The 11,688-nt window shown below is 72.1% G+C and carries 11 protein-coding genes; 3 read left to right on the plus strand and 8 right to left on the minus strand.

What is annotated here, in order from left to right; translation table 11 throughout:
* Nucleotides 1–3: 3 nt before the first annotated feature.
* On the minus strand, nucleotides 4–522 hold the full coding sequence (locus tag OG254_RS32835; protein ID WP_405588967.1) for a DUF3291 domain-containing protein: 519 nt from the start codon (nucleotides 520–522) through the stop codon (nucleotides 4–6).
* 168 nt (nucleotides 523–690) lie between these two features.
* Here OG254_RS32835 and OG254_RS32840 point away from each other — a divergent pair, with 168 nt between their 5' ends.
* On the plus strand, nucleotides 691–2,646 hold the full coding sequence (locus OG254_RS32840; protein ID WP_405588970.1) for a nitrate- and nitrite sensing domain-containing protein: 1,956 nt from the start codon (nucleotides 691–693) through the stop codon (nucleotides 2,644–2,646).
* Here OG254_RS32840 and OG254_RS32845 read toward each other — a convergent pair.
* The 6 genes from OG254_RS32845 to OG254_RS32870 form a co-directional block, all read right to left on the minus strand.
* A complete protein-coding gene (locus OG254_RS32845; protein ID WP_405588973.1) occupies nucleotides 2,623–4,098 on the minus strand; it encodes a penicillin-binding transpeptidase domain-containing protein in 1,476 nt (491 codons plus the stop codon). The genes OG254_RS32840 and OG254_RS32845 overlap by 24 nt on opposite strands.
* Nucleotides 4,095–5,513 carry an FtsW/RodA/SpoVE family cell cycle protein gene (locus tag OG254_RS32850; RefSeq protein ID WP_405588976.1) on the minus strand — a complete coding sequence of 473 codons (1,419 nt, stop codon included), beginning with the start codon at nucleotides 5,511–5,513 and terminating at the stop codon, nucleotides 4,095–4,097. Before OG254_RS32850 ends, OG254_RS32845 begins: the two co-directional genes overlap by 4 nt.
* A 43-nt stretch (nucleotides 5,514–5,556) precedes the next feature.
* On the minus strand, nucleotides 5,557–6,006 hold the full coding sequence (locus tag OG254_RS32855) for an SH3 domain-containing protein (RefSeq protein ID WP_405588979.1): 450 nt from the start codon (nucleotides 6,004–6,006) through the stop codon (nucleotides 5,557–5,559).
* Nucleotides 6,007–6,120: 114 nt separating this feature from the next.
* Nucleotides 6,121–7,356: an ATP-binding protein gene (locus tag OG254_RS32860; RefSeq protein WP_405588982.1), complete on the minus strand. Its 1,236-nt coding sequence runs from the start codon at nucleotides 7,354–7,356 to the stop codon at nucleotides 6,121–6,123.
* Entirely contained in the window at nucleotides 7,353–8,120 is a 768-nt protein-coding gene (locus tag OG254_RS32865; protein ID WP_405588985.1) for a hypothetical protein, read from the minus strand. Before OG254_RS32865 ends, OG254_RS32860 begins: the two co-directional genes overlap by 4 nt.
* Before the next feature lie 72 nt (nucleotides 8,121–8,192).
* Nucleotides 8,193–8,699 (minus strand): dual specificity protein phosphatase family protein, encoded by a 507-nt coding sequence (locus OG254_RS32870; protein WP_351192016.1) that lies wholly within the window; start codon nucleotides 8,697–8,699, stop codon nucleotides 8,193–8,195.
* Nucleotides 8,700–8,810: 111 nt separating this feature from the next.
* Between OG254_RS32870 and OG254_RS32875 the strand changes: the two genes are divergently transcribed.
* Nucleotides 8,811–9,608: a nuclease-related domain-containing protein gene (locus OG254_RS32875; protein WP_405588988.1), complete on the plus strand. Its 798-nt coding sequence runs from the start codon at nucleotides 8,811–8,813 to the stop codon at nucleotides 9,606–9,608.
* Between the two features lie 49 nt (nucleotides 9,609–9,657).
* Here the strand turns inward: OG254_RS32875 and ligD are convergent, their stop codons facing one another.
* Complete coding sequence (gene ligD / locus OG254_RS32880; protein ID WP_405588990.1) at nucleotides 9,658–10,539, minus strand: non-homologous end-joining DNA ligase; 882 nt, start codon at nucleotides 10,537–10,539, stop codon at nucleotides 9,658–9,660.
* Nucleotides 10,540–10,581: 42 nt separating this feature from the next.
* Here ligD and OG254_RS32885 point away from each other — a divergent pair, with 42 nt between their 5' ends.
* Nucleotides 10,582–11,661, plus strand: a complete 1,080-nt coding sequence (locus tag OG254_RS32885) for a Ku protein (protein WP_405588993.1) — start codon at nucleotides 10,582–10,584, stop codon at nucleotides 11,659–11,661.
* Nucleotides 11,662–11,688 lie beyond the last annotated feature (27 nt).

Raw genomic sequence — 11,688 nt, forward strand, 5'->3', positions numbered from 1 at the left:
TCCCTAGAGGGAGCAGCCCAGCCCCTCCGGAACCTCGCCCAGGACTGGCTCAGCCCCTTGGGGCGGGAATGACGTGCGCAGGGTGAAGGCGTACGGGGTCGGGCCGTTGGTGCGCAGGTGCAGCAGGCGGGACTCGGCTTCCGCGACCGTCGGGCGGTGGCCCGCTGGGACCCACCACAGGGCTGTCATCGCCTCCTGGACGCGTTCGAACCACTCGCGGCGGCGGGCCAGCATCTCGCGGTGCCGGCCCTGGTACATGTACGCCGTCAGGGCGTTCGTGTCCCGCCACATCGTCAGGTTGATGATCAGCCACTCGTCCCCGAACACGGCCACGTCCGTCGCGTCGCCGGAGTCGTCCTTCAGCCGCCACACGAAGCCGTCCGCGGCCTCGGCGTCGGCGTTCACGGGGTCGAGGTTGTCGACGAAGTCCTTCAACTGCGGTGAGTCCAGCGGTGCCTTGAGGCGGGCGATGTTGACCTGGGCGAGTTCGAAGGCGGCTTCCGGTGCGGGTGAGGTCGTCATGGACCGAACGATAGGTCGGGGCCTGGCGGCAGGCCCAGAGGGCGTCTCAGTAAGTGGGCACATGTCCTTCTTTCACAGCCGGGACGATGTGTGCGTGAGTACCTGTGTACCGCCGTCTTACGGGCGGGAAACCGTGCCCTGACCGGCCCTCCCGTAGCTTCACGGAGCATGACGGGGAACTTACTGACCACCCTCCGCTCGATCGTCCGCCGCCCTGCCGCGCTGCCCGGCTGGAGCTCCATTCGGGGCCGTATGGCCATAGTGCTGGCCGTTCCGACCTGTCTGCTGCTCGCCCTCACCGGGCTCGGCGTCGCCGACCGGGCCGCCGACTGGTCCGGCGCCCGGGACACCGAGGCTCATGTCGGGGTGCTGCTCCGGGTGCAGGGGCTGGTCCGGGAAGTGCAGCGGGAACGCGGGCTGACCAACGGGCTGTTGGGGGGTGAGAAGGGGTACCGGGACGACGTCGTCGCCCAACGGACCCGTACCGACCGGGCACGGGACGACTTAGGTGCCGCGCTCGACCAGGAGGGCGGTGCGCTCGTCTCCGCCCTGCGCGCGGCCGACGTTCCGCTCGCCGCCCTCGCCACCACGCGCGAGCACGTCGACGCCGGCACCGCCGACCGCGCCGCCACCCTGCGCACCTACACCAAGGCCGTCACGCGACTCATCGACGCCGAGTCGGCGGGTGTCCCGGCCGGTGACCGGCGTATCGCGCAGGGCGTGCAGGCCCTTCAGGCCCTCGCCCGGGCCACCGAGGCCGTCGCGCTCGAACGCGGCTCCCTCAACGGGGTGTTCGCGGCCGGGCGGTTCCGGTCAGGTGAGTACCTCGACTTCACGGAGGTCCGGGCCACCAGGGTGGCAGCACTGGAGCAGTTCAGGCAGCTGGCCGGTGAGGACGAGGAGTCCGCGCTCGACAACGCCTTCGGTACGGCCGGCGCGGGCCGGGTCGCCGGATACGAGGCTCGGGCCGAGCGAGGAGCCGGCGGGTCCGCTCTCGACGTGGTCCCTGCCCGCTGGTGGGCCGACATGACGACCCTCGTCGACGATCTGCACGGTGTGCAGAGGGCGGTCGGGGACGACGTCCGTGCGCGGGCCGCCGACGCCGGTTCCGCCGCCACCCGTCAGCTCGGCGGCTTCCTCGGTCTCGGGGTGCTGATCCTCGCCGTGGCCGTCGCACTGGCCGTCTTCTCGGCCCGCTCCATCACTCGGCCTCTCGGTGCCCTCGCCGACGAGGCGGACGCCGTCGCCGGGGCGCGGTTGCCCGAGGCCGTCCGGCGGATCCAGGAGGCCGACCCCGACATCCCGCACGCCGACGGGGCCGGGCGGCCCCGACTCCCCGGCGGCGCACGGGAGATCAGCCGGCTGGCCGCCGCACTGCGCAACGTCGAGGACACCGCCGTCGGTCTCGCCGCCGAGCAGGCCGTCCTGCGCCGCACCAGTACCGAGTCCCTCGCCAGCCTCGGACGCCGCAACCAGAGCCTCCTCAGCCGGCAGCTCGGCCTGATCACCACCCTGGAGAGCCAGGAACTCGACCCGGACGCTCTCGCCGAGCTCTTCGAACTCGACCACCTCGCCACGCGGATGCGCCGCAACGCCGAGTCCCTGCTGGTGCTCGCCGGCGAGGAGTCGCCGGCCCGGTCCTGGAAGGGCACGGTCGCCGTCACGGACGTGGTGCGGTCGGCCGTGGCGGAGGTCGAGCAGTATCAGAGGGTGGCCGCCGTGGACATCCAGCAGTGCGGCGTCCGCGGCCACTGCGTCGCCGAACTGTCCCATTTGCTCGCCGAGTTGGTGGAGAACGCGCTGATGTTCAGCCCGCCCAAGCAGCCCGTGGAGGTCTACGGCTGGCAGGACGGAGCCGAGTACTGCCTGGCCGTCGTGGACCGGGGGATCGGGATGACACCCGACCGCATGGCCGAGTCCAATACCGTTCTGTCCGGCAAGGGCGACTCCCTGCACACCACCCCGACCCGGTTCCTGGGCCACCACGTCGTCGGTGCCCTCGCCGTCCGCCTCGGCGCGCATGTCGAGCTCCGCCCCACCCAGGGCACGGGCGTCACCGCCTACGTCGCCCTGCCGGCCGCCCTGATCCAGGAACCCGCGTCAACTGCCCTCCTTCGCGGGTGACTTCAGCACCGCCTCCATCACCGCCCGCGCGATCGGCGCCGCGTCCCCGCCGCCGCTGATCTCGCCCCGGTCCGCGTCCGCGTCCTCCACCACCACCGCCACCGCGACCTTGGGCTCCAGATCACGGTCGCCCTTGGCCCAGGAGACGAACCAGGCGTACGGCGTGCCGGAGTTGCCCAGGCCGTGCTGGGCCGTGCCGGTCTTGCCGCCGACCGTCGCGCCCGGGATCCAGGCGCCGGTGCCGGTGCCCTCCCGCACCACGTCCACCATCAGCTCCTTCAGGAGCCTCGCGGTCGACGGCCGCATCGCCTGCCGGATCGGGCCCGAACCGGCCGTCGACACCGTCGCGCCGCTCGCCCGGGTCGTGCGCTCCACCAGATACGGCGACCGCACCTGGCCGCCGTTCGCCACGGCCGCCGCGACCATCGCCATCTGGAGCGGGGTGGCGCGCGTGTTGTACTGCCCGATCGACGACAGGGCGAGCTGGGACCGGTCCACCGTCGTGTCGAAGGTGCTCTCGGCGACCGAGTAGGGGATCTTCAGTTTCGCGTCGTTGAAGCCGAAGGCTCCTGCCGTGGTCGCCATCTGCTTCACCCCGACCTCGACCCCCAGGCGCGCGAACACCGTGTTGCACGACCACTCGAACGCCTTGCGCAACGGGACGTCCTCGCAGCCCTCGGACTCGTTCGTCAGCGACGTCCTGGTACCCGGCAGGCGGTACGGGTCGGGGGAGTCGGTCGGCTCGTCCAGGTCCTCGACCACGCCCGCGTCCAGTGCCGCGGCCGCCGTCACCACCTTGAAGGTCGAACCCGGCGGATACGTCTTGCGCACCGCCCGGTTGAGCATCGGCCGGTCCCCGTCCCGGTTCAGCGACGCCCAGGACCGGGTCACCGACGCGCCGTTCCCGGACAGGGCGGACGGGTCGTACGAGGGGGCCGAGACCAGCGCCAGGATCCGTCCCGTCGACGGCTCGATCGCCGCCACCGCGCCCTTGCGGCCCGCCAGCCCCTCGTACGCCGCCTCCTGCGCGGCCTTGCGCAGCGTGGTGACGACGTCGCCGCCGGGGTAGCGGTCCCGGGCGACGCCGTTCATGAGCGCGAAGGGCGACAGCAGCGGGTCCGTGCCCGCCAGCACGCCGTCCTCGGAGTGCTCCAGGAGCGTCGTGCCGTACTCCTGCGAGGCGAAGCCGGTGACGGGCGCGAACATCGGGCCGTTCGTGTACGTCCGCTCGTAGCGCAGGTGCTCGCCGGTGTCATGGGATCCGGTGACCGCTTCGCCGTCGACCAGGATGTCGCCGCGGGGTTGCCCGTAACGGGCGATCGTGGTGCGGCGGTTGGCGATGTTGTCGCCGTAGGACGGGGCCTCGAAGACCTGGATACGGGTGGCGTTGACGAGCAGCGCCACCAGCAGCAGGGCGCAGAAGAACGCGGCGTGCCGGATGTGCCGGGTCATCGGGCGGCCTCCGCGGGGGCGCCGGGTCCGGTCGGTACGGCGGCCTCCTCGGTCTTGGGAACGCCGAGCCGGCTGCGTGCACGGTCGCTCAGCCGGATCAGCAGCGCCACGATCGCCCAGTTGGTGACCACCGACGAGCCGCCCTGCGCCAGGAACGGCATCGCCATGCCGGTCAGCGGGATCAGGCCGGTCACGCCGCCCGCGATCACGAACACCTGGAGCGCCACGATCGAGGCGAGCCCGACCGCGAGCAGCCGGCCGAAGGGGTCGCGCAGGGCGAGGCCCGCCCGGTAGCCGCGCTCCACCAGCAGGCCGTAGAGCAGGAAGATCGCGGACAGGCCCGCCAGGCCCAGCTCCTCCCCGGCCGTCGCCAGGATGAAGTCCGACTTGGCCGCGAAGCCGATCAGGATCGAGTGGCCGAGGCCCAGTCCGGTGCCGAGCGGGCCGCCCGCCGCGAAGGCGAACAGCGACTGGGACAGCTGGTTGGGGCCCTCGCCCGCCGCGATCGACGCGAACGGATGCTGCCAGTCCTCGACCCTGCCGTGCACATGCGGCTCCAACTCCCCGACGGCCACCGCGCCGAGCGCCGCGAGCAGCAGGCCGAGCGCGATCCAGCCGGTGCGGCCGGTGGCGACGTAGAGGAGGACCACGAACAGGCCGAAGAAGAGGAGCGAGGTGCCCAGGTCGCGTTCCAGGATCAGGACGCCCACGCTCAGCAGCCAGATGGCGACGATCGGGCCGAGGACGCGCCCGGTGGGCAGCTGGAGTTTCTCGATGCCGAAGACCCGACGGCCCGTGTACGCCAGCGCGTTGCGGTTGGCGGCCAGGTACGCCGCGAAGAACACCGCGAGCAGCACCTTCGCGAACTCGCCGGGCTGGATGGAGAATCCGGCGATGCGGATCCAGATGCGGGCGCCGTTCACGGACGGGAAGAAGATCGGCAGGGTCAGCAGGACCAGTGCGGCGACGACACAGACGTAGGAGTAGCGCTGGAGCACGCGATGGTCGCGCAGGAGGAGGACCACCACGATGAACAGCGCCACTCCCAGCGTGGACCACACGAGTTGGGTGGGCGCCGCCCGGTCGCCCGGCGTCTCCAGGTCGAGCCGGTAGATCAGGACCAGGCCGAGGCCGTTGAGCAGCACCCCGATCGGCAGCAGCAGCGGGTCCGCGCAGGGGGCGCGCAGGCGTACGGCCAGATGCGCGACCAGCGCGAGTACGCCCAGTCCGGCGCCGTAGCCGGCGGCGCCGGGCGGGACGGTGCCGTTCTTGGCGAGGCCGACCGCACAGTAGCCGTACACGGAGAGCAGCACGGCCACGACGATGAGGGCCAGTTCGATGCCACGGCGCCGGGGGAGGGGTGCGGTGGGAGCGGGTGCGTCCGCTGCCACCAGGGTGGTTCCGGCCTTGGTCATGTCCGGAACCTACCCAAATAGTCCGTCTTGTGTGCCTAATGGCTCAGCACCAGCGCGGCGAGCGCCCGAGGGTGTCGATGAACCGGGCCGAGCCCCAGGCCCAGGTGCCGTCCGCGAGGAGGTACCAGGTGCGGTTGCCCTGGACGCTCTGCCCCTCGGTCTTGCAGAAGATCCTGACGATGTCCCCCTGGCGGACGACCCGGATCACCTGGCTGCCGCGGTTGGGTGCGCTGCGCAGCAGCAGCGTGCCTGCGGTGACGCGGCCGCGGGTGAAGCGCTGGCCCTGGTCTCCGCCCTGGCCCCCGTCCCCGCCGGATCCACCCCAGTCGCCACCCCCGTCTCCTCCTTCGGACCCGCCCCAGTCCTCGCCCTGGGACGCGCCGGAGTCCCCCTGGGACCCCCACTCGTCATCGGCGGCGGCGGGCGTTGCGGCAGCCGCTGCGGCGAGAAGGCCGGCGGCTATGGATATGGCGAGTCGGGATCGCAGGGCCATGTGTACCTCCAGGACAAAGGAACGAACCTGACTAACCGCCACATTAAGCAGCCAATCGGGCGTTTCGCTCGTCCTAATGGGCCATAGGAGAAGCAGCGCGGGGAGGAGCCGCGCCTACCGCAGGGCGAGTGTCGCGACCGCGCCGCCGTCCACCGCGTTGGCGAACGTCAGCCGCGCCCCCAACACCTCCGCCTGCCCGAGCGCGATGGTCAGCCCCAGCCCGTGCCCCTTGGAACCGCCCTCGGTACGAAACCGCTGCGGCCCGTGCTCGACGAGGTACTCCGGATAGCCGCCACCGTGATCCCGCACGGTGACTTCCGGCCCGTCCACCGTCAGGGACACCGGCCCGCGCCCGTGCTTGTGCGCATTGGCGACCAGATTCCCCAGCACCCGCTCCAGCCGCCGCCGATCCGTCTCCACCACGACGTCCCGCAGGACGACGACATCGGTCTCGGTGCCGGACGCCCGCACCACCCGCTCGGCCAGCGCCGCGAGCGGCTCGCTGTCCGGCTCGGAGCGCTCGCGCCCGCTGTCCAGCCGCGAGATCTCCAGCAGGTCCTCCGTCAGCGTGCGCAACGCGGACACCCGGTCCAGCACCAGCTCCGTCGGCCGCCCCGGCGGCAGCAGCTCGGCCGCCGCGTGCAGCCCGGTCAGCGGCGTGCGCAGCTCGTGCGCCACGTCCGCCGTGAACCGCTGCTCGGCGAGCAGCTTGCTCTGCAGCGAGGAGGCCATGGTGTCCAGCGCGGCGGCGACCGCGGCCACCTCGTCCGGCGGCCGGGTCGCGTCCCGGGTACGGGGGTCGTCCACCCGCGCGTCCAGATCGCCCCCGCTGATCCGCCGGGCCACCCGGGCGGTGGCGTGCAGCCGCCGGGTCACCCGCGTCACCGCGAACGCGCCCACCAGCACCGTCACCCCGATCGCCAGCGCGGACGACCACACGATCGCCCGGTCGAGGCCGTCGATGGTGCGGGCCTGCTGCGAGTAGTCCACCTCGACCGCCAGCGCCCGCTCGCCGTCCGCCGGTCCCGCCGCCCACATCGTCGGCCGGCCGCGGTGGTCGGCGACCATCGTGCCCCGCTCCCCGGCCACCGCCAGCTTCCGCAGCGACTCGGGCAGGTCCGGGGGGTCGAGGCCCACGCCGGGCTCGATGGGGTCCCCGGCCTCGAACGCCGCGGTCGCGTCCTCCAGCCGGGACAGCGCGAGGTCGCGGGCCTGGCCGACGGTCTGGTTGGTCACCGAGACATGCACGAGGATGCCGAGCAGCGCGGCGAGCGCACAGCACATCACCGTGATGAAGACGGCGGCCTTCACGGCGAGCGTGCCGGCCCACTGGGGGAGCGCGAGCCTCATGGCGTGCTCGCCGAGGGGGACAGGGAGGGGGCCGCGGACGGTGAAGGGGACGGGTGGGGCGTCTTCTTGCGGGGGCCGGTGCGCAGCATCTCGTCGTGCGTGAGCAGCATCGCCTTCTGGTCCGCGTCCCAGGTCCACTGCAGCCGGTACTCGTACCCGGCGACCTCGGACGGCGAACGGATGATCACCGACCGTCCGGCCAGCTCGACGCTGCTGATGGCGTCGTCCCAGCTCATCACCTGGACGAGCCGGTGCTTCTCGACGGTGTAGACGCGCACCGCGGTCGTCTTGCCGGGCATCAGCCGGAAGCCGACCGTGAGCTCGGGGCGCCCGTCGCCGGTCAGGTCCCGGAAGTAGGGCCGCAGCACCGGGCACCTCCCATGGCCGGCGCCGCCCGCGCAGTGCGCCATCAGACGGCCGGTCTCGCGGTACTGCGCGTCCTTGCCCTCGTAGTCCCCGGGGCTCTTGTCGAGCTCCCGCCGCACGACCGCCACCGGGTTCACGTCGTGGATGTCGTCCCCGGGGAGCATGACGCCCTTCACGACCTCCCGGTTCACCTCGCCGATCTCATAGGCCGGCCGGGACGCCGGCGTCAGCTGCGGCCAGAGTTTGTCCGGGCTGACCGCGGTCTCGGTCGGGCCGGAGCCCTGGAGTCCCCCGGCGTCACCGCAGGCCGTCGCCGCCGTCAGCAGCAGTGCGACCAGGGCACTGAGCGCGACGGTGCGCGTGAGGCGGGTGCGGGGCACGGTTCTCCTGGGGCTCATGGTGTTGTCGCCCGTACACCCTATTCGTACGGAAGTCCTTTTTGCGCACCCGGTGGGCGGACGGGCGAAGGGCTACTCGGCGAGCTCTTCCAGGAGCCGCGCGGTCGACAGTCCGGCTCGGAGGTAGTCGACGAACAGCTCGTTGTGCAGGGCCCACGGAGAGCGGCGGGAGCGTATCAGCCGGATCGCCTGCTCGGCGGAGTGGCTACGGCGGACCAGGGCGTGGGCGACGACCAGCCCCGAGCGGTTGTAGCCGTGATAGCAGCGCACGAGGACCCTGCGGCCCTCGTCCATGGCCTCGCACGCCGCCTGCGACAGGCGTATCACCCCCGCGAGCTGGGTGCCGTCCAGCGGCCCGTCCGGGATCGGCCAGACATGGTGCTCCACGCCGGGATCGGGTCCGTGTCCGGGCAGCCGCAGGAGCGTCTGCACGAGATCGAACTCGTCCCTGACGACCGCGAACTCCAGTTGCCCCGAGCGCCCCCGGAACTCGTGCCCGCCCATCCACAGGCCGGGCACGATCTCGCTCCACGGGCTGTCCGGAGCAGGTACGTCGGGTTGCTTCCTGCGGGTACGCAACAACGCCTCCCCAACCACCCCTAGGGCGGTCTGCCCAACTCCTCTCAAAGGTAACCGGGTTCTTGCCCCCGCAGCACCCCGCCTGTTCCCATGGTCATGGGGTGATGGTGCATGAACGGACTGCGCGTCATACCGACCTGGCGGCACGGCCAGGAACGGCTCTACGTCTGTCTCACGGACGGCCGCAACCTCGCCTGGTACGACCGTGAGGCGGGCCGGATCAACCTGCTCAGCGACGCGAGCAGAGAGGATGTGCTGGAGGCGCTCGGCCCCTTCATCACCGGCCCGGTGACGGTGGGGCCGCCCCCCGTCCCCACGCCCGCCGAGCTCGCCCGCCTGACCCTGCACCCCGACGACGACCTCGCGCCCAACCGCCCCGGCGAGGCGCTCCTCATCGCCCTGGACCGGGACCCGGGCCCCACGCACCGCCTGCGGCCGGACCCGCGGCGGCGGGCGCTGACCGCGGAGCAGACGGTCGGGGAGGCGCTGGACCGGCTGGACGGCGTGGGCTGGCACGCGCTGCACTCCGTGCCGCTGCCCGGCGGCGACCGCATCCATCACCTGGTGATCGGACCCGGCGGGCTGTTCGCGCTGCATGCGCTGTACGCCCGTAAGCAGAAGGTCACCGTCGCCGACCCGATGGTCGCCCTGGGCCGCCGCGAGGCGTACCCGCTGCTGCGCCGCGTCCGCGCCGACGCCGACCGCGCGTCGTACGCCCTGACCGCCGAGGTCCGCCCGGTCCTCGCCCTGGTCACCCCGGCCGACGTGACGATCACCGGGCCGCTTCGGGAGGTACGGGTCCTCAAGGACACGGAGGTGGAGGGCCTGGCCCGGACGGGCGGGGTGCTGAAGCCGGCGGATGTGGAGGCGCTGCATGCGATGGCCCGGGACCGGCGGGTCTGGGGCTGACGAGATCAGCCCCTGCGGCGTGGCGGTGCCCCCTGGCGGGGGCGCGAGGTCACGGCAGGCGGCCCGCCCGGTCGGGATCGAGGAGCGGGGCCAGCAGGTCGCCGTAGTCCTGCAGGCGTGGCGCGATGTCCGGGGCCATGAAACTCAGGGCCGTGGGGGAGTGGCAGTCCTCGACCTCGTCCCAGGTCACCGGCGCCGACACGGTCGGCTCGGGCCGGGCCCGCAGCGTGTAGGGCGTCGCCGTCGTCTTGCGCGCGGCGTTCTGGCTCCAGTCGACGAAGACCTTGCCCGGCCGCAGGCTCTTCGTCATCCGGTGGATCGCCAGCCGGGGCAGGGCCTTCTCGGCCTCCACGGCGAGTTCCTTGGCGTACTCGGTGGCCTGCGCCGACGGGGCGGGCCGGATGGCCGCGGCGAGATGCAGGCCCTTCGAGCCGGACGTCTTGGCGTACGCCTCGATGCCGTCGGCGGCCAGCCGCTCCCGCAGCCAGAGGGCGACCTCGCAGCACTCCACCACGCCGGCCGGTGACCCGGGGTCGAGGTCGAAGACCAGCCGGTCGGCCTCGCCGGGCGCGTCGATCACCCACTGGGGCGTATGGAACTCGGTGACGAGATTGGCGGCCCACATCAGACTCGCCAGGTCCTGCACGAACACCATCCGCGCCGGCCCCTCGACCCGGGGGACCTCGGCCGTGGTGACCCACTCGGGGGTGCCCGGCGGGACGTTCTTGGTGAAGAACACCTGCCCGTCCGGCCCGTCCGGGTAGCGCAGGAAGGACACCGGGCGGTCGCGCAGATGCGGCAGCAGGACGTCGGCGGTGGTCGCGTAGTAGTGCAGCACCTCGCCCTTGGTGAACCCGGTCGCCGGATACAGCACCTTCTCCAGGTTGCTGAGCGCGAGCCGCCGCCCCTCCACCTCTGTGATCGGCGTCATACGATGAGAATCACATGAAACCGGCCGGGACCGCCTCGAAAGGTGCTGAACGTGCGATCCATATGGAACGGCGCCATCTCTTTCGGCCTGGTCAGCATCCCGATCAAGGTGGTGAACGCGACCGAGAGCCACTCGATCTCCTTCCGCCAGATCCACACCGAGGACGGCGGCCGGATCCGGTACCGCAAGTTCTGCGAACTGGAGGACCGCGAGGTCAGCCAGGCCGAGATCGGCAAGGGCTACGAGGACGCCGACGGCTCGATGATCCCCATCACCGACGAGGACCTGGCCCAGCTGCCCATCCCGACCGCGAAGACGATCGAGATCGTGGCCTTCGTGCCGGGTGACCGGATCGACCCGCTCCAGATGGACGCGGCGTACTACCTCGCCGCGAGCGGCGCCCCGGCCGCCAAGCCGTACACCCTGCTGCGGGAGGCGCTCAAGCGCAGCAACAAGGTCGCCATCGCCAAGTTCGCCCTGCGCGGGCGTGAACGGCTCGGCATGCTCCGGGTCGTCGGCGACGCCATCGCCATGCACGGCCTGCTCTGGCCGGACGAGGTGCGGGCCCCGGAGGGCGTCGCCCCCGACACCGACGTCACCGTCCGTGACCAGGAACTCGACCTCGCGGACGCCCTGATGGACACCCTCGGCGAGGTCGACCTCGACGACCTGCACGACGAGTACCGCGAGGCCGTCGAGGAGGTCATCGCCGCGAAGGCGTCCGGCGAGGCCCTGCCCTCCCTCCCCGAGCCCGCGGCCGGCGGCAAGGTCCTCGACCTCATGGCGGCCCTGGAGAGCAGCGTCCGCGCCGCCAAGGAGTCCCGCGGCGAGGAGCCGGAGGAGGCCGCCGAGGTCAGACGCCTGCCCCAGCGCAAGTCGGCCCGAGCGGCCCCGAAGCAGACGGCGGGCAAGAAGTCGACGTCGGCGGCGAAGAAGACCGCGGCGAAGAAGACGACGGCCTCGGCGAAGAAGACGACATCGAAGACGGCATCGAAGTCGGCCTCGGCGTCGGCCTCGAAGGCGACGTCCAAGTCGGTCCAGGGCGCCAAGAAGTCGGCGGCGAAGAGCACGGCGAAGAAGGCGACGGCGAAGAAGACGACGTCACGCAAGCGCACGGCGTGAGCAGGAGGGGACCGGGGAGCGGCGCCG

Source organism: Streptomyces sp. NBC_01092 (assembly GCF_045039535.1).
In the GTDB taxonomy this organism is placed as follows: Bacteria; Actinomycetota; Actinomycetes; order Streptomycetales; family Streptomycetaceae; genus Streptomyces.